The organism is Brevibacillus sp. AG162 (genome assembly GCF_006715575.1).
GTDB lineage: Bacteria > Bacillota > Bacilli > Brevibacillales > Brevibacillaceae > Brevibacillus > Brevibacillus brevis.
The window spans coordinates 54,677-72,302 of the sequence record NZ_VFNO01000014.1 but is presented as its reverse complement, the minus strand read 5'-3'; the positions used below and the strand labels follow the sequence as shown (position 1 = coordinate 72,302).

General features: G+C 48.8%; 23 protein-coding genes and 1 other annotated feature. Of the genes, 2 read left to right on the top strand and 21 right to left on the bottom strand.

Annotation, left to right across the window (positions count from 1 at the left end; all coding sequences use genetic code 11):
* Positions 1-398 precede the first annotated feature (398 nt).
* Together FB479_RS28135 and metG are read right to left on the bottom strand one after the other, a co-directional pair.
* On the bottom strand, positions 399-1,169 hold the full coding sequence (locus FB479_RS28135) for a TatD family hydrolase (RefSeq protein WP_142067464.1): 771 nt from the start codon (positions 1,167-1,169) through the stop codon (positions 399-401).
* Positions 1,170-1,196: 27 nt separating this feature from the next.
* Positions 1,197-3,224, bottom strand: a complete 2,028-nt coding sequence (metG, locus tag FB479_RS28130; RefSeq protein ID WP_142067463.1) for a methionine--tRNA ligase — start codon at positions 3,222-3,224, stop codon at positions 1,197-1,199.
* Between the two features lie 58 nt (positions 3,225-3,282).
* Positions 3,283-3,537 (bottom strand) — a binding site (T-box leader).
* Between the two features lie 444 nt (positions 3,538-3,981).
* Here metG and FB479_RS28125 point away from each other — a divergent pair.
* Positions 3,982-4,230, top strand: coding sequence for an AbrB/MazE/SpoVT family DNA-binding domain-containing protein (locus tag FB479_RS28125; protein WP_007719913.1), 249 nt, complete (start codon positions 3,982-3,984; stop codon positions 4,228-4,230).
* 60 nt (positions 4,231-4,290) lie between these two features.
* Here FB479_RS28125 and FB479_RS28120 read toward each other — a convergent pair whose 3' ends face one another.
* The 13 genes from FB479_RS28120 to FB479_RS28060 all read right to left on the bottom strand — a co-directional run bounded on the left by FB479_RS28120 (position 4,291) and on the right by FB479_RS28060 (position 13,774).
* Positions 4,291-4,941 carry a class I SAM-dependent methyltransferase gene (locus FB479_RS28120; RefSeq protein ID WP_142067462.1) on the bottom strand — a complete coding sequence of 217 codons (651 nt, stop codon included), beginning with the start codon at positions 4,939-4,941 and terminating at the stop codon, positions 4,291-4,293.
* Positions 4,942-5,071: 130 nt separating this feature from the next.
* The gene (gene rsmI, locus FB479_RS28115; protein ID WP_106657021.1) at positions 5,072-5,944 is read right to left on the bottom strand and encodes a 16S rRNA (cytidine(1402)-2'-O)-methyltransferase; all 873 of its coding nucleotides are present in this window, start codon (positions 5,942-5,944) and stop codon (positions 5,072-5,074) included.
* Positions 5,941-6,216, bottom strand: a complete 276-nt coding sequence (locus tag FB479_RS28110) for a GIY-YIG nuclease family protein (RefSeq protein ID WP_007719905.1) — start codon at positions 6,214-6,216, stop codon at positions 5,941-5,943. The genes rsmI and FB479_RS28110 overlap by 4 nt, the downstream gene beginning before the upstream one ends.
* A complete protein-coding gene (locus tag FB479_RS28105; protein WP_106657020.1) occupies positions 6,191-6,958 on the bottom strand; it encodes a tRNA1(Val) (adenine(37)-N6)-methyltransferase in 768 nt (255 codons plus the stop codon). Before FB479_RS28105 ends, FB479_RS28110 begins: the two co-directional genes overlap by 26 nt.
* 108 nt (positions 6,959-7,066) lie before the next feature.
* The gene (yabA, locus tag FB479_RS28100; protein ID WP_012683858.1) at positions 7,067-7,438 is read right to left on the bottom strand and encodes a DNA replication initiation control protein YabA; all 372 of its coding nucleotides are present in this window, start codon (positions 7,436-7,438) and stop codon (positions 7,067-7,069) included.
* A 28-nt stretch (positions 7,439-7,466) separates the two neighbouring features.
* A complete protein-coding gene (locus FB479_RS28095) occupies positions 7,467-8,282 on the bottom strand; it encodes a PSP1 domain-containing protein (protein ID WP_012683857.1) in 816 nt (271 codons plus the stop codon).
* A 3-nt stretch (positions 8,283-8,285) separates the two neighbouring features.
* The gene (gene holB / locus FB479_RS28090) at positions 8,286-9,266 is read right to left on the bottom strand and encodes a DNA polymerase III subunit delta' (RefSeq protein WP_047074446.1); all 981 of its coding nucleotides are present in this window, start codon (positions 9,264-9,266) and stop codon (positions 8,286-8,288) included.
* A 16-nt stretch (positions 9,267-9,282) separates the two neighbouring features.
* Complete coding sequence (locus tag FB479_RS28085; protein ID WP_007719898.1) at positions 9,283-9,729, bottom strand: YaaR family protein; 447 nt, start codon at positions 9,727-9,729, stop codon at positions 9,283-9,285.
* A gap of 92 nt (positions 9,730-9,821) precedes the next feature.
* Positions 9,822-10,151 (bottom strand): cyclic-di-AMP receptor, encoded by a 330-nt coding sequence (locus FB479_RS28080; protein WP_007719896.1) that lies wholly within the window; start codon positions 10,149-10,151, stop codon positions 9,822-9,824.
* A 132-nt stretch (positions 10,152-10,283) separates the two neighbouring features.
* A complete protein-coding gene (gene tmk / locus FB479_RS28075; RefSeq protein WP_106657019.1) occupies positions 10,284-10,925 on the bottom strand; it encodes a dTMP kinase in 642 nt (213 codons plus the stop codon).
* A 39-nt stretch (positions 10,926-10,964) separates the two neighbouring features.
* Positions 10,965-12,437 carry an aminotransferase class I/II-fold pyridoxal phosphate-dependent enzyme gene (locus tag FB479_RS28070; RefSeq protein WP_142067461.1) on the bottom strand — a complete coding sequence of 491 codons (1,473 nt, stop codon included), beginning with the start codon at positions 12,435-12,437 and terminating at the stop codon, positions 10,965-10,967.
* 104 nt (positions 12,438-12,541) lie between these two features.
* Positions 12,542-12,724, bottom strand: coding sequence for a sigma factor G inhibitor Gin (locus tag FB479_RS28065; protein ID WP_007719893.1), 183 nt, complete (start codon positions 12,722-12,724; stop codon positions 12,542-12,544).
* Between the two features lie 60 nt (positions 12,725-12,784).
* On the bottom strand, positions 12,785-13,774 hold the full coding sequence (locus FB479_RS28060; RefSeq protein ID WP_142067460.1) for a Rossmann-fold NAD(P)-binding domain-containing protein: 990 nt from the start codon (positions 13,772-13,774) through the stop codon (positions 12,785-12,787).
* A gap of 209 nt (positions 13,775-13,983) precedes the next feature.
* Here FB479_RS28060 and FB479_RS28055 point away from each other — a divergent pair, with 209 nt between their 5' ends.
* A complete protein-coding gene (locus tag FB479_RS28055) occupies positions 13,984-14,511 on the top strand; it encodes a hypothetical protein (protein ID WP_142067459.1) in 528 nt (175 codons plus the stop codon).
* A gap of 16 nt (positions 14,512-14,527) precedes the next feature.
* Here FB479_RS28055 and FB479_RS28050 read toward each other — a convergent pair whose 3' ends face one another.
* From FB479_RS28050 to FB479_RS28025, 6 genes are all read right to left on the bottom strand, one after another.
* Positions 14,528-14,794 (bottom strand): pro-sigmaK processing inhibitor BofA family protein, encoded by a 267-nt coding sequence (locus tag FB479_RS28050; protein WP_007719887.1) that lies wholly within the window; start codon positions 14,792-14,794, stop codon positions 14,528-14,530.
* Between the two features lie 11 nt (positions 14,795-14,805).
* Positions 14,806-15,036 carry a DUF2508 family protein gene (locus FB479_RS28045; protein ID WP_106657015.1) on the bottom strand — a complete coding sequence of 77 codons (231 nt, stop codon included), beginning with the start codon at positions 15,034-15,036 and terminating at the stop codon, positions 14,806-14,808.
* 15 nt (positions 15,037-15,051) lie between these two features.
* Positions 15,052-16,029 (bottom strand): CPBP family intramembrane glutamic endopeptidase, encoded by a 978-nt coding sequence (locus FB479_RS28040; RefSeq protein WP_142067458.1) that lies wholly within the window; start codon positions 16,027-16,029, stop codon positions 15,052-15,054.
* A 59-nt stretch (positions 16,030-16,088) separates the two neighbouring features.
* Positions 16,089-16,562, bottom strand: coding sequence for an SRPBCC family protein (locus tag FB479_RS28035; RefSeq protein WP_142067457.1), 474 nt, complete (start codon positions 16,560-16,562; stop codon positions 16,089-16,091).
* Between the two features lie 94 nt (positions 16,563-16,656).
* A complete protein-coding gene (gene recR, locus FB479_RS28030) occupies positions 16,657-17,253 on the bottom strand; it encodes a recombination mediator RecR (protein WP_012683846.1) in 597 nt (198 codons plus the stop codon).
* Positions 17,254-17,281: 28 nt separating this feature from the next.
* Positions 17,282-17,593 carry a YbaB/EbfC family nucleoid-associated protein gene (locus tag FB479_RS28025; RefSeq protein WP_041749751.1) on the bottom strand — a complete coding sequence of 104 codons (312 nt, stop codon included), beginning with the start codon at positions 17,591-17,593 and terminating at the stop codon, positions 17,282-17,284.
* Positions 17,594-17,626 lie beyond the last annotated feature (33 nt).

Below are 17,626 nucleotides of genomic sequence, written 5' to 3'. Positions count from 1 at the left end.
CTAATATTCTGGAAGTGGCCGGTACTTCACAAGGTCGGCTTTGATTGTATTTCACTTTCCCGGCTTTGTCAAATTTACCCTCCCTTTTGGCTGAAGCGATAATGGTATCAGACTAGCAAAATAGGCATGGCGAATGGTAGCAGAAACCTGTCGAGAAGCCATGTCGGATGGACAATAATCGTTCGACACATTGTTCATCGTATGCGTCGACAAAATAGAGTAGAACCCGGTTACCTCACACAAAAAAACGGGAAATCACGATTGATCACGTGATTTCCCGTTTTTATTTTCGTGTAGGAAATATATAAGTGACAGTCGCTTATATATTTCCGGAGCGCATGAAAACTGTCCGCTTAAACGCGGTCGCACTTCCTGGAAATGCCTCGATACAGGTTTACTTAACCGTTCATGCGAAAAAGACGTCTGGCATTGTCTGCGGTAATTTGTGCCATTTCCTCGTAAGACAAGCCATGAATGTTCGCCATTTCCTCACAGACGTAGCGCACATATCCACTTTCATTTCGCTTTCCGCGGAAAGGATGCGGCGTGAGATAAGGGCAATCCGTCTCTATCAACAACTTGTCTAGCGGTACCTTCGCTGCTACTTCTTTTGGCTGCTTGGCATTTTTGAACGTAAGCGGACCACCGAACGAAATGTAAAAATTCATATCGAGTGCCTGCTTCGCCGTTTCCCAGCTACCAGAGAAGCAATGCATGATGCCGCCAACATCCGCTGCCTTCTCTTCCTTCAGGATCGTCAAAACGTCTTGGTGCGCATCGCGATTGTGGATGATGATCGGCATGTCGAGCTTGCGAGCCAGACGAATCTGCTTGCGGAATGCCTCTGCCTGCACAACACGTGGCGACGTATCCCAGTAGTAGTCCAAGCCCATTTCACCCAATCCCACTACTTTCGGATCACGACTGAGTTCCTCGATCCATTCTAGATGTTCGTCCGTCATGTCCTTGGCGTCTTGCGGATGCCAACCGATGACGGCGTAAATAAAGTCATACGCATGAGCCAAATCCATGCAGGTTGGAATTGTTTCAGCGTTGAATCCGATGTTCACAATCGTACTGACGCCATTTTCCTGCGCACGAGCAATGACGTCTGCACGATCTTCATCGAATTCCTTCGCATTTAGATGAGCATGGGTTTCAAATAACAAGATGGGTCCTTCCTTTCCTTGCCCTCGTTACTTCACGATTGCTCCGTTTGGCATACTTGGGTCAACAGTCGCAAGTGTCAACTGATCTCCTGCCGATGCTGCCAAGATCATCCCTTGAGACAGCTCACCGCGAAGCTTCACTGGCTTCAGGTTGGCTACGAGGATCACTTTTTTGCCGACCATATCTTCTGGGGAGTAGTATTTTGCGATACCAGAAACGACCTGGCGCTTCTCGTAGCCGAGATCCAATTGCAGAACCAACAGCTTGTCAGCATTTGGATGCTTGGCACATTCCACTACCTGTGCGACGCGCAGCTCTACTTTTCCAAAATCGTCGATGCTGATTTCTTCTTTTGCATCAGTTGGTTTGTCAGTTGCGGCTTCTGTTTGGTTGGTGTTTGTTTCGCTCACAGGTGCTTCCCCTTTCAAAGCTGCTTGCTTTTTCTTGTTTTCCTCCGCTTGGCGGCGTGCCTCTGCTGTCGAATCGTCGATGAAAGCCAGTTCCGCTTGAACATCCAGACGAGGGAAGAGCAATTCTTTACGGCTAACGGTGCTTCCAGCAGGCAATCCACCCCATACACTTGCAGATTCCCAGCTCGTTGCTTCTTCATTGCCCAAAATACCCAGTTGGTCCCAAATTTTCGCTGGTGCTTTGGTCATAAACGGTTGGATCAGCACGGAGCTAATACGGATGCTTTCCACCAAATTGTACATAACGGTTGCCAGACGACCTTTGGTTTCTTCGGATTTTGCCAAATTCCAAGGCATGGTCTCGTCGATGTATTTGTTTGTACGTCCCACCAGTTCCCAGATGTGAGCCAGTGCATTGGAGAAGCGCATTTCTTCCATGTGCTCTTCCACCAGCGCCTTCGTTTTCATCGCGAGGCCGATCAAGCTGTCATCCGGCTCTCCTGCATCCTGTGGAGCTGGAACGATACCATCGAAATATTTCTCAATCATCGTAGCGGTACGGCTCAGCAGGTTTCCGATGTCATTAGCCAAGTCGTAGTTCAGGCGCTGTACGAACGATTCTGGCGTGAAGATGCCATCCTGACCGAAGTTGATTTCACGAAGCAGGAAGTAGCGAACGCCGTCAGAACCGTAACGGTCGATCAAAACTTTCGGGTCAATGACATTCCCCTTGGATTTGGACATTTTTCCATCTGGCATCAGAAGCCAGCCATGACCAAAAATTTGTTTTGGCAAAGGAATATCCAGTGCCATCAACAGGATTGGCCAGTAGATCGTATGGAAGCGCAAAATGTCTTTTCCAACCATGTGAACATTGGCTGGCCAGAAGTTACGGTATTTGCTGTCATCCTCGGACAAGTAGCCGAGAGCAGAAATATAGTTCGTCAATGCATCGATCCATACGTAAATAACGTGCTCCGGATCGCTTGGCACCTTGATTCCCCAGTCAAACGTACTGCGGGATACGGACAAATCCTGGAGACCTGGCTTCAAGAAGTTGTTGATCATTTCATTGCGGCGGCTCTCTGGCTGGATAAACTCAGGATTCGCTTCAATGTGCGCAAGCAGTCTGTCTTGATATTTGGACATGCGGAAGAAGTAGTTTTTCTCCTTCACTTTATTCACTTCGCGTCCACAGTCTGGGCAAATATATCCATTATCGGTTTTACATTGAGTTTCTGTCCAAAATGCCTCGTCAGGTACACAGTAGAAGCCCTCGTACTCGCCCAAGTAAATATCACCTTGATCGAGCAGGCGCTGGAACACTTTTTGTACGACTTCTTTATGACGAGGCTCAGTGGTACGGATGAAATCGTCATAAGAGATGTCCAGCTTTTGCCACAAGTCCTTTACCCAATCGACAATCGGATCGATGAATTCGAGCGGTTGCTTGCCATCCTCGGCTGCACGCTCCTGGAGCTTTTGTCCATGCTCATCTGTTCCTGTCAGGTAATACACATCATAGCCGCGCAAGCGCTTGTAACGCGCCAAAGCATCACATGCAATGGTAGTGTAAGCGTTACCGATGTGAAGCTTGTTGCTTGGATAGTAAATCGGTGTCGTGATGTAATAAGTAGGTTTCATTGCAACTATTCCCCTCCTGTTTACGTTTATTAAAATAAGGAAAAGCCCACCCCAAAAAAATTGGGGCGAGCTCTATCTCGCGGTACCACCCAAACACTCCGTTCCCTCACGGAAAACGGACTTGGTGAGTCAAAACATGACTCTACCCGTAACGTGGGCATACGTCACAAACTACTAGGTACGGTCAATGCCGTCACTGTTCATCTGCAAGACTCAGGGTCCATGTTCAGCTTGCTCGCTTATACCGGTTTTCAGCTACCCCGGCTCTCTGAAATAAGGAGGATCGGCTTACTCTTCCCATCATGGTCGTTTGCTATCATTTGCTGTATTTATCCTCTATTGTACACGACCAACCTGTTTTGTAAACATCCTAGGCAAGCCCATTTTCCTAAGGAATTTTATCACTCGCTCCATGCCAACTTTACAAATTACAAGCGTAAAAGGGAAAACTTGGAGTTTTTGTCGAATCTCCATGTTGTGTTTCGACATTCGTCGACTTGTTCGACACCCAATACTCCCAGTAAATTTTATCCATAAAAATTTCCATATCACTTCCATCATTCCGAGAAACACCGATTTAACAGCATTTTCGTTTTGAAAAAACATTTTGCTTTTCAAGGAATTGTCAAAATCATGTTGACACCTTTGGGAATGGCTGGTATGATTATCCCAACAGAAAATGTCGAATATTGACGATAAATGATGAGTGTATAACAATAGCATCGACATATACAGATTTTGGGAGGAGATTTTAGCTATGATGAAATCAACCGGTATCGTTCGCAAAGTAGATGAATTGGGTCGTGTTGTTATTCCAATCGAATTGCGCCGCACTCTGGGTATCGCTGAGAAAGATGCTTTGGAAATCTACGTTGACGGAGAGCGCATCATCCTGAAAAAGTATGAGCCTGCATGTATCTTCTGTGGAAACGCTGATAAAGTATCTCACTTTAAAGGTAAAATTGTGTGCCAAGATTGCCTGACTGAAATGCCTGTTAAACGCTAATATCATTTGATTACATAAACATGCCTTTGTGGGACGAGCCTCACGAAGGCTATTTGTTTGCTATTTTTTCTTCAACAGTGCTCGGAAGAAGAACAGCCTGGGTACATACAAATCAGAATAAACCACATCTGCCGGCATTTCAAAGGATACTTCGCCAGAAAACTGTAGTCCAACCTCTCCCAAAACTTGCTGTAGCCGCGCTAAATTGATCAGCGGGTAATCAAAAGTGAGTACGAGCTCCCCATCGTCTTTTAACACTCTGTGAAATTCGCGAAATGCTTGCACCATGATCGGGTCTTCGAGATGTTCGAGAACAGAGATGCAAAATACAGTATCAAACTTTTGATTCGAGTATGGCAAGTAGGTCAAATTGGCTCGACAATAATGAATACCCTCAAAATAATGTGCAGGCAAGCTGTCTGCTACTCTTTTCCCAAATACGTCCACAATATCTTGATAGATCGCTTCCTTAAACAATATCCGATTATCGAGATCACAAGCGTGTACTTCTCGACAATGATCAGCCAAATAAAATTTAAATGGGTGGCAGATCCCGCATGCCGAATCGAGCACGACGTCATTCGGTTTGGCAAACTGTTTGGCCCAGGCATATTCGTACGGTCTACTGTTCCATGTAACCGGCAGCGTAAATATGAAGTGATCATCCTTTTCATCTGTATTCACAATAAAACGAGAATCACGAATACTCACCGCTGATCCCCCCATCTATTCCTTCCGAAAACACCGTCAGCGCTCCCTACCATCGTATTCACATACACTGTCGACATGACGAAAAGAAAAAAGCCGACCGTATCGGCCAGCTTTGCTCACTCATTACCTTCTATTCACGATGATATTCGTTGTAAACATCTCGTTTGGATACGTTCCGATCATCGGCTGCTTGCTTGATGGCTTCCTTTTTCCCCATGCCTTGTGCGCAGTAATGATCCACGTGCTCCACGATACTCAGCGACTGCCACCAGGTATCATCAGCTTCCGCTTCCAGGGGACCGGTGTTCCCTTCGACAATGACACAAAACTCACCGCGCACCTCGCCGCTTCTGAGCCATTCCAGCAGCTCGTCCAACGTCCCACGCACAAATTCCTCGTAGCGCTTTGTCAGCTCTCTTGCCAGGACAGCTCGCCGATTCCCCCACACTTCCTGCATGGCAGCAAGCGTCTTTTCCACCCGATGGGGAGCTTCATAAAAAATCAGCGTTTCTGGATATCGCTTCAGTCGTTCCAGCTCTTCGCGTCTTTCTTTGTTTTCGCGACCCATAAATCCGCAAAATACGAATCGATCCGTGGGAAGACCGGAAGCGATCAACGCTGTCAATGCCGCATTGGCACCTGGAACGGGGATGACAGGAAATCCCGCTGCGGTCGCATCTCGTACCAGCTCCGCACCCGGGTCGGAAATAGCCGGCAAGCCAGCGTCACTCACTAAGGCAATTTTCTTGCCCTCGGCAAGCCACTGCAACAACCCATTCCCACTTGCTTCCTTATTATGCTCGTGATAGCTGACCGTACGTTTTTCGATCTGAAAATGATTCAGCAGCTTTCTCGTCTGGCGCGTATCTTCACACGCGATGACATCGACTTCACGCAACGTATTTAGACACCGCACCGTGATATCATCGAGATTACCGATGGGTGTAGCCACCAAATAAAGGACTCCTGCTTCTTCTGACGCAAAACTGCGTTGCACATTCATTCGGAGGCCCCTCCAATCAATTCTTCTTTTTTCTTGCGCGTTAATCGTTTGATGCTCTCTTCACGCTTGAGACCCCAGGAACGGTCTGCTCCTTCTTCCCAATAGAGCAGCTCCACTGGCCCGCGGCCTCTCGTATACTTGGCACCCTTTCCTTCATTATGAGCAGCCAAGCGACGGATCAGCTCTGTCGTATATCCGGTGTAGAGTGTCCCATCCGCACAAGACAGGATGTAGACATAGTGACTCTTACTCGAGGGAATCTCGTCTGCCATAATAGATTTCCTGTAGCTCTTCACAGTATTGCTCTCCATTTTCATACACAATCAGCGGCGGCTGAATTCTCAGCTCCGGCTTTCCACCCCTTATTCCCTCGATCAGAACCATATTCGGCTCTGCTTCCCTACGCGGATAAACCAGACGCATCCGTTTCGGCTCGATGCCGTATTGGCGCATAAGCGAAACGATGTCGATCAAACGTGTGGATCGATGTACGAGCGCCAGCTTCCCACCGGTTTTTAGCAACTGACTCCCCACGCGAATGACATCCTCCAAGGACAGCATAATTTCATGACGGGCAATCGCAAAGTGCTCGCTGATGTTTTTCTCCCCGCTCGTCGCAGGCATATACGGCGGATTGCATGTGATCAAATCGTACTTCCCGTGCCCGAACAACGACACTGCATCCTTCACATCGCCGTGATGCATCGTAATTCGTTCGTTCAAACCATTCAATGTCACATTGCGGCTCGCCATACTGAACAAACGCTCTTGAATTTCGATTCCATCAAAACTGGCTTCCGGCGTACGCGTGGTCATAATGAGCGGTATAGCTCCGTTGCCCGTGCACATATCCAATACTTTTCCGCGCTTTGGCACCGATGCGAATCGCGCCAAAAGAACCGCGTCCATTGAAAAGCAAAACACTTCGTGGCTCTGGATTATTTTCATTTCATGTGTCAATAAATCATCGATGCGCTCTGTTTCATACAGCGGCACGTTGCTGACAGGTTCCATCTACGGCTCGTACTCCCTTTTGTTCTTGTCTTATTATTCCTATCCGGAAAAAAGCGACCTGACACGTGGCCCAGGTCGCTTTTTCATGTGGTGCTGGTTACTCACCGCTTATTTTTGAGGGCCGCCGCTCAGGAATGAGAGACAGAACAGGCAATCCCCTTCTTTTCGCAGGCTGCCAAAATGCACATTGCAGATATGAAATCCTTCCGCGTACAAACGGGCGAGGTTGTCATATCCTTCTCCGACCACTGCCTTTTTGGCTTTTTCCTTCGCGACAGGGCTTGTTCCCTTTTGTTTTGCTTGGGAGCCGGTCTTTTTCCTGTCTAGTCGGTTGCGAAGGTGCTGGTTTTCAACGAGTAATTGGGCGTTTTCCTCCATCAAAACAACGATGACGTCTTTCAGTTCACCAATTTCTTTATAAAGGTCACCAATACGTTCTTCAATGCTCGCCATCTTGACGAAGATTTCCCGTTTGTCCACTAGCTCACCTCTCCCCTACCCCCACGCTTTATTCAAAGGTGGGGAGACCTATCGCAATCTCATCCAATCCGAATTCGGTGACGCGTTTGTCGATTGAAAGCTCCACTTGGACAGATTGATCAAGTACGTTTACGGAAACGACTCGTCCATTCCCCATCGGGGTGGTGACCAGTTTTCCAACGTCCGGCATCTCATCCTTCGAGCTTTCATAGTTGTCGTTCTCGTATTTTAAACAGCACATCAACCGGCCGCACAGACCAGAGATTTTGGCTGGATTCAACGAAAGATTTTGGTCCTTGGCCATTTTGATCGAGACAGGCTCGAAATCGCCGAGGAACGTCGAACAGCAAAGCAACCTGCCACAAGGCCCGATCCCGCCGAGCATTTTGGCTTCGTCACGCACACCGATCTGGCGAAGCTCAATCCGGGTACGGAATACGGAGGCGAGGTCTTTCACCAGCTCACGGAAATCAACCCTGCCGTCAGCGGTAAAATAAAAAATAATCTTGTTGCGGTCAAATGTGTATTCCACATCGACCAGCTTCATATCGAGCTTGTGCTCCTTGATCTTCGTCTGACATACAGCAAAAGCATTCTTGGCGGCTTGCTTGTTTTCATCCACCTGTTTAGCATCTCGCTCGTCTGCCATCCGAATGACCTTTTTCAGCGGCAAGACGACATCAGACTCAGCCACTTCTTTTTTGCCAATGACGACCTTACCAAATTCGACCCCTCGCGCCGTTTCAACGATGACGGTGCAGTCTTGCTCAATCGGCAGTCGGTCAGGGTCGAAGTAATATATTTTGCCCGCTTTCTTAAAGCGGACCCCAACAACCTCGTACAAGGGTTATCCCTCCTGGAATTGAAGAACCAACCGCTCAAGAGCCAACTGTGCGTTGGCATTTCGCTCTATCCGATTTTTCGTCTCCATGACCAAATCTATCCCGCGCAAGAGCTCAGCTTTTGTCCATACCAGTGCTTGTCCTTGCAGCACATCCTGTTGGTCGCTGTTAATGAGATGGGCATGCCTGCCTACTTGCAAATACAGGATATCGCGCAGCCAAAGGATGAGCAAATCTAAAAAGAGGGGTAGTTCCTCTTTACTTTTGTCGCTCTTTTGCAACATATCATGGATCGTTAAGAGTGCAGATGAATTGCGCTGTTTGCACTCCTGCACCAATTGTATCACTAGATTTCTTAGCTGTGCAAACGATTCTGATTGGCTGAGTGTCATGGCTTCTTCCACATTTGTCGTAATGTGGGAAGCAACCTGCGCCATTCCCGCCAAAACGCCCTCTGCACGCAGCTTTTCCGCAATCGATTCCGCAGAAAGTGGTGAAAATTGAACAATTTGGCATCGGGATAAAATTGTAGGAAGAATCGCATGGCTGTGCTCTGTCAAAAGCAGGGCCAGTACACCAGCGGGCGGTTCCTCCAGAAATTTGAGCAGACTGTTGGCAGCCTGTGTCGTCATTTTATCGACGTGCTCAATGATATATACCTTGCGTGACGACTCGACGGCGCGCATCGCCATTTCTTTTTGCAGCGAACGGATCTGGTCGATCTTAATAGAAGCCCCATCAGGCGTAATAAACAACACATCCGGGTGATTGCCACCCTCTATGCGCCTGCATGTAACACAGGCCCCGCAGGCGTCTGCCTCCCTTTCTGAACAAAAAAGGGACTTCGCCAGATGCAGGGCCATCTGCTTTTTACCTGAACCTTTGGGACCCGCCAGCAAGTAGGCGTGTGCCAGTCGTTCGTTGCGCAAACTATGATACAGCAGTTCCTGTGCTCGTGGCTGCTGAGAAAAACGGGTCCATGTCATGATGGTTTCACACCCACTAAAAATACAAATTGATCAACATGCCGCGGATTTCGCCAATCCTGGCTAACAAATCAATCGTTGGCGCCTGCTCGCTCAAGAGCTCATCTGTCAGTTTGAGCAGCTCTGCATCCACTTCTTTGACGATTTTGTACAGCCTGCTGCGGCCACGCCGATTCATTCCTCGTCTATCGTCTAAGGCAATGCCGAACTTCACAGCCTCTTCCATGAACTGCTTGACGAGATTTTTATAAGCATAGAAGTCACGAACGGCGCGGGAACGAGCAAGAATCTGTCCCTGCCTGTCTATGTCTGTCAGTAGCCGGGTAAGCTTCTCCTGAGACATGCGTTCGTCTTCTCCTTGAATCATCGTGCCAAAATTCAGCTTTTCCAGTTGAGGATTCTTGCGTGAATCCGTCGTTTTAATCAAGTCCAGTTTAGGCCGTAACCCATCACTGATTTTCATATCGCCACCTCCGTCGCCCGATCCAATACAGGGTTTATCCCCGTGAGATCAAGTATATACGAAAGTTGCGAAAAAAGAGAGAAGGAACCACGTTAAAATGAGTGGAACTCTCCGACATCCAATACGAATACTGCCGCACCACCCACCTGTACTTCCAGCGGATATGGCATGAACGAGTCTACAGCATTACTGAGTGGAGAGACGGGAGTGACCATTTGTTTGCGGGATTTGCAATTATGCGCAATGATGTCGATTACTTCCGGCACGCTTTCGTCAGACGTACCGATCAAAAAAGTTGTGTTACCGGCGCGTAAAAAGCTACCCGTACTAGCCAGCTTCGTAGCACGAAACCCTTTTTTCACCAGTTGTTGAGACAGACGACCACTATCTTTATCTTGGACGACCGCAACTACCATTTTCATCGGCTATCACCCTTTCTCCCATGATCAATACCCAATTGACTTCTTCATTGTATGAAAAACACGTAGGCTTGGTACGTTATTTCGCTTAAACATATTATACAGCATGTACATCTTCTAGCGGTACTGCCAACCTTACAATCGATCTAGCAGTGCCTGTAAAGCAGCTTCATATACTTGTTCCATCGGCTCCTCGGCATCAATGACGACAAAGCGCTTCGGGTCGCGTTCCATAACCAGCTGATACCCTTCCCGAACGAGTTCATGGAAACGCATCCCTTCCAAATCGAGACGATTCACTTCACGTCCACGGGAGGCATTAATCCGCGCCAATCCGGTTTCGGGCTGTACATCAAAGAACAAGGTCAATTCCGGCATGCAGTCGCCGACAGCAAATCGGTTAATCTGGTAGACAGCCTCAATGCCCAATCCCCGCGCATGTCCTTGATAGGCGAGACTACTGTCGATAAAACGGTCGCATAGTACCAGCTTGCCCTCTGCCAAAGCAGGTAACACCTTTTCCGCCAAATGCTGGCCACGTGCTGCCGCATACAAGAGAGCCTCTGTTCTTTCATCCATCTGCGTGTGGGCCGGATTCAAAATAATTTCCCGAATTTTTTCGGCGATATCAATTCCACCGGGCTCACGAGTCAAAAGCACATCGACTCCCCGTGCTTTCAGTTCTTCGTACAGCTTGGCGATGACGGTGGATTTCCCGGCCCCTTCTCCGCCTTCTATCGTAATAAATCGGCCTTTTTTTCCTGTTGCCACTTCCATACTCCTTCCACCCCTGTTGTAGCAGGCCAGTTGCTTAGATTATCGTAAAACCTGTATCGTTTGTAGCTGGTCGTCCTGTACGCCATGGAATCGCGTTTGTCCTCTCGCCAATTCCTTCAGCATCGCCAGACTTTCTTCATCGATCCGCTCGCCTGGCACCAGCACCGGAATCCCTGGCGGATATGGAATCACCATCTCTGCCACAATTCGTCCCAGAGCCTGCTCCAAAAGAATCGACTCCCTTGGGCAGTCAACGGCTTCATGCATCGGCAGTGCCTGCTCACGCAAATAATGGGAAGACACGACTCCCGTCAAAAGAATGCGCTCCTCTCCCGGCTCTACTTGTGGCGCCATCGATTCAAGCAGTCTCCACAATGCATCCAGATCACGAGAGGATGTTCCTGTCGAGGCTGCGAGGAGTACATGAGAGTCATCCGCCAGCTCTGAGAAAATCCCGTGCTTTTCCATCCATTGCTGCAACTCAAATCCACTGAATTGAGACGTTCGCAAATGGAAAAACAGTTTCAACGGGTCAAGCGTAGCGTATACGCTGTTCGTGGACAGTCGCGGCCAATCCAGCCAGTCCAGTCGATCGAGTCGCTCCCGAAACTTGTCCAAAAGCGGCAACAATTTGTTCCACTCTTCGGTCGCCTCCAACACCAGATGACGTCTGGCTAAATCGAGTGAAGCCATCAGCACATACGACGGGCTGGAAGACTGAAGCATGGCCAGATGACGGAACAGCCGTTCACGATCAATCCGCTCCCCCTGTATATGCAGCATCGAGGACATCGTCATCGCCGTTCCCATTTTGTGTGTCGATTGGACCGAAGCATCCGCACCTTCCTGCATGGCAGAACGCGGAAAGGCAGGATGGAACCCATAGTGGGCACCATGAGCTTCGTCGATCAAAAGCGGTGCGTCAAACCGATGGACCGTAGCCGCCATTTTCGCCAAATCGATACCCATTCCATAGTAGGTTGGATTCGTCAAAAACACTGCCTTGGCATCGGGGTGTGCAAGCAGCGCACGCTCTACATCTTCGCGCCTTACACCCGCAGCGACTCCTGTTGCCAAATCGACGGCAGGTACTAAAAAGATCGGAGTTGCTCTCGCCATCATAATGCCGTTGAATACAGACTTATGGCAATTGCGCTGTACGAGAATCTTGTCGCCCGGCCGACATACCGTCATGATGAGGGCGATATTTCCTACTGTACTTCCTCCGATCAAAAACTTGGTCTGTTCCGCATGGAAGGCTTGCGCCGCCAAATCCTGCGCTTCTGCAATGACGCCCTGTGGCTGATGCAGGTCATCTGTTCCGCTAATTTCCGTTACATCGAGCTCCAGTATGTCTTGAAAGCGATTTTTGGCATGGTTGTCAAAGCTATGGCCCATTTTATGTCCTGGCACATGAAACGGATGCGGCCGATGCTTGGCGTGCCGTTCAAGCTGTTCATAAAGGGGCGCACGCTTTTGTCGCTCCCGAAATTCAACATCTCTCTCCAACACGCGCGACTCACGTCCTTTATTTTTATTCCCCTATTTTAGCATGATTTGGACACACGTGAGTCCAGCAAAAAAAAGACACCGGAATGCACCGATGCCTTCTTTCTTCACGCATCTTTTCGCAACCAAATGCGTCTCATCTGATGAATAAAAAACGGATACTTTTCATCCTGTACATCGGTATTGACCATTTCCTGTTCGCACCGCTGACAGATAAACTGCTCACAAATGGCGATTCCGTCATTCTGCTCTTGTTCACAGACGATACATCGCTGAGCAACTTTTTCCATAGTGAAAACGCCTGCCCTTTTCCTCAATATACCAACCATTATACCCCATTATAATCAGCATCATTCCCAAACGTTCGTGTTTTCGCCGATAGCTCGGTAGGCTTGGAAGTAGGACTGGGCTTCTTGCACAGGGAAGCAAGCTGCCGCATCAATGACGTAGGACTGCCTCATCCCGTAAACCAGCTCGGGTAACGGCAGCTCAGCAATGGTCGTTCCTGCGGTATTCCCGATCACGAGCAAATCCGCGTCCTTTACAGCGTCCTGCCACGAATCGCATAAAGTCCAACCCGTCATCCTTTTGTTCGGAATTGGCTTGTCCTCCCCCGTGTACACCGCAACCTCTTTTTCAGCCAACCAGTCGGAAGGCATATGCTCCCATAGCGAATCCTCTCCCCAAAGTGCGATCCGCTGTATATTCGCTTTTTGTAGAACGAGCCTGCATTCTTTTTCGAGCCATCGAACTATGAGGGAATCGTCTTCGCGGGAAGGGTAGAGCCACCCCTGACCGACTCGTTTATCCATACTCAGCGCGCGACTGACTTGGAGCAGAGAAATTCCTTTCTCATCACAGCTGGCACCAAGTTCGATGTAAAACTGCTCCTTCCACGCCAAATAGCGAGGCAATTGCCGAAGCGCTTCATCCACTTCGCGTATCCCGCATACCATGGTCACTAGTGAGTAGCGAGCAAGCTGCTTACAGAGGTACCGCATCCAACTCCCATTGGGTTCCCCTCCAAGCAAAGCACGATCGCGGGTAAATAGCGCCATGCGAATGACCTCATACTCTCCTGTGTGCTCATATTGGGTATGTAAAGTATTCGCCCAGTCGTATGGAACGTCGCTTCCGTAGACAAGTGTGAGCCATGGCCCTGTTCCCAGCTGTTGCATCCTTTCCTGCAAAAACTTGCCATCACTCTCTTTTGTCAGCAGAAATCCATTGGCGCCTTCTTGTATGGCATCTGTACTGCAAACAACCAGCTCTATTCCACATGCTCCGAGCTCTTTCCCGAATCTGGCTACGACCTCCTTTGAAATGACCCATAGCCTCACGCTATTCTTTCCTCCTCCTCACGCCCCAACGAATCGGTTCCCATTTCATTCCTTTTATCCTGCCCATAACAAAAAGCCGTCAGTCTAATCAGGCTAGACAAACGGCTTGTTTCATTTGTTGGATGAGCTTTCTCAAGATTTGCGACTGTGCGATAATGAAAACGCAGACTTTCATTCATCCAGACCGCTGTAAAAGGAAGTGACTTCTCATGAAGGAAACCGCCACCCATACGATCTATAGCTACAAGCTGCTCTATCGTTTTCGCTGGCGATTCGTCGGCTACCTTTTTCAACTGTTGTTAATAGGCTTGTCCCTTATTTTGCACTCATTCATGCTACAAGTACCCGCTTATACGCTGATTGTGACGCTAGCGATTCTACCCGTGATACCGATCTGTCATTTGGTCTTGTTTCGACTGTATGCCCTGCTGCGCGGCCATAAGCCAAAGACAACTGCTGATATGCTCGTCTCTCCGTGGTGGGGTGCAGGCTATCCGCTTCCCATCCCGCTATCTGTCTATCGGGGCAGTGAGCTGACGGTAATCGTGGGAAGTATGGCGATAGCAGCCGGAGCTTATGTGTGGCTTTCAGAAGGATACGCGCTCACCTTGATCACCGGAACGTTGATCGTCGCGCTGCCACGCCTCCTCGCCCTCCTTGCTTCCTTTCGTCAGCCAAGTCGTAGCCGGGTGAAATACGAGGATCGCGGCGTTGCATTTTTGCTTACCGATGGATAACCGAATCGATATGCCTTTACATAACCCATAGCTTGATGACAATCAACGCAGCCAATCCAGGCAAACGGAGAAGTCCGACGAGCAGAGCCGTCACCGGGTTGATCGGGATGTGGAAGTTAGCCAACTCCCCAACCAAATTGGTGAAAAACAGCAGTAGTGCGCCAATTACGACTTGCATGATCCCAAATCCAATCCACCTGATCGGGCCCGTGACAGATTTGCTGGCGGCAATCACCAGTAAAATTCCAACTACAATCAGTGCTATAACCCACCCTGTAGTCATCGGCTTTCCTCCTATGCCTGTTGGCGATTCCTCTCGCGCTTTGCTTGCGCGAGCAAATACATATACCGCTTTTCGGTCACATGCAAATAATAAATGACATCATCCAAGCCGCCATCCGGTTCACTGATCTCCGCAAGATGACGGGCATGCTGCCAGTCCATTCGGGCCTGATTAACAGCTGCATCCAGGCTCGCCTCATTCCATTCCACCACGTACCGCGCTTTTTTTCTCCACCTACTCACCTGCAAGCTTCCCCCTCAGTGAAAGTAGTAAAGTACCCCTGTCATGTTGTTCACTGCATGCAACAAAACAGCTCCCCAGATTGATTGGTACCGATGTCGAACGAATCCGAGTAAAAGTCCAATGACAAAAAGCGGAGCGAACAGAGCGAGATCCATATGCAGGAGCCCAAACCAGAGACTGCTCAGGAAGATACCCAAAACGGGTCCTATTCTCTGGACCAGATAAGTCTGAATCACGCCGCGAAACAAGATCTCCTCCGCAATCGGAACCAATATGCCAATGACCAGAAGTGAGGTGAGCGCCGCCAAAATATCCGTTTCTTTCGCCTGCACAATCTCTTTTTCGATCTGCTGCTCTCGCTCTGATGACAGAGACAGTCCAAACCAGTCCGCAACAGGGTTAGTCACCACCGCATCCAGCACTAGTGCAATCAAAAGAAACAGAGCAGCGAGCATCAACAGCATCCGGCCAAGTCGTACAGGTCGGCAAACGCCGATTTCCCCCAGTCGCCCACGAAACCACAGCGGAATCAAAATCAACAGGAACAGTTGAAAAATAGCTGATTCCAATAACCCTCCGATCGTACCGGTGGAAAAGAAGGTACCTTCCAGTAAAAACCCGTACAACAGCAGTACGCCCGTTTGAAACACATGCAGCCAAGCTACAATATGCAGTACATCATTCCCTGTAAGCTCGTCATATTTCCATAGCCATGACGTCTTCTGCTGTCTTTCTCTTAGCAAGCTCACAATGAAACCAACGGTCGCAATGAAGCTAAATACCGTCACTGCAAATGCAAGTAATCCTAGCCATACCTCCGGTTGCCCGACGGTGGTAGCGACCCACTTTCCGTCTTCTCCCTTGTGAAAACGAATCATGGATAACTCCGCAACAAACATGAGCCAATACCCAATAAACAGCATGATCGCCCATGGAGTGGACTTTTGTCGCCGTACCCCACTCGCAAGCGACAGTCCTGGTCCTGTCAGCATCTCCTCACGCTCCTATTTCACTGTATGTCTCGTCCATTCAAAAAAGTCCGGCATTTCTATCAAGATTGCAATGCTTTTATCTGTGCTTCTGCTACTTGCTTGAGATATTCATTACGCGTCCGCAAAAAACGCGTCATATACGCCTCCAAGAACAACCAATCCGTGAGCTTTCCCAAAACACCCAACGGAGATGTGTAGTCAAAAATATCAATCATCCTCGTCTGATTGTCCGATATCGGAATGAACTCATGCGTGTGATGAAACCGTTTGAATGCGCCAGAAACCATCTCATCGACGAAATAGCGCGGTTCCTCCATCTCAGTGATTTTTACCGTCAAATTCTGCTTGATACCAAAGTGAATGGCTTCCCAGGTAACCGTCTCCCCCACATGTATCAGTCCGCTCGTTACTCCTCCAATCGCTCTCTCCTTCGTGATGGCGGTCGATTCCATATGCAAATCAATGCTTCTGGCAGCATCGAAGCAAACCTGTTGCGGCGCATCTATCAAAAACTCCATACGAATAACCGGCATTCTTCATCCCCCTCTCGAAACGAAAAAAAGACAGGCAGACCCCGTCTTCTTTTCTATCTTTATCGTACTCTAGGATGATATTTGAAAATTTCCTTTACAGGTCGCGTCTGCCTTCCAATGCTTTGGTCAGCGTCACTTCATCGGCGTACTCCAAATCTCCACCGACTGGCAAGCCGTGCGCGATACGTGTCACGCGAATGCCAAAAGGTTTAATCAACCGGGAAATGTACATCGCTGTCGCTTCCCCTTCGATATTCGGATTGGTCGCCAAAATGACTTCCTTCACCTGCTCGTCACCGAGGCGCTTCAACAGGTCGGGAATGCGAATATCCTCCGGACCGATCCCATCCATAGGAGAAATCGCCCCGTGCAAAACGTGATAATACCCTTCAAACTCTCTCGTCTTCTCCATCGCTACCACGTCTCGCGGCTCTTGCACCACACAGATGATCGAGCCGTCGCGACGTTTGTCCCGACAAATATGACATGGATCGAGATCGGTAATATTGTTGCAAACGGAGCAGTAATGAAGCTGACGCTTGGCATTGACCAATGCTTTTGCCAGATCAAGCACGTCGTCCTCTTTCATATTGAGCACAAAAAAGGCAAGCCGCCCAGCCGTTTTGGGACCGATGCCGGGCAATTTCATAAAACCATCAATGAGCTTTGAGACCGGTTCTGGATAAAACATCGCCTACTCCTCTTTTCCTGCCCAATTTTTAGAACAGGCCTGGGATGTTCATGCCTCCGGTAAATTTGCCCATTTCCTTGCCTACCATTTCATCTGCTTTGCGCAGTGCATCGTTCACAGCAGTGAGCACCAGGTCTTGCAGCATTTCTACATCTTCAGGGTCTACTACTTCCGGCTTGATCACGATGTCTTTGATTTGCTTATGTCCATCGATTTTTACAGTGATAGCACCGCCACCAGCAGAGCCTTCCACGATTCTATCTTTCAAGCCTTCTTGCGCTTTTTGCATTTCTTCCTGCATTTTTTTCACTTGCTTCATCATTTGTTGCATTTGCTGCATGTTTTTCATTGAGGTATCCTCCCTAAATGGTTA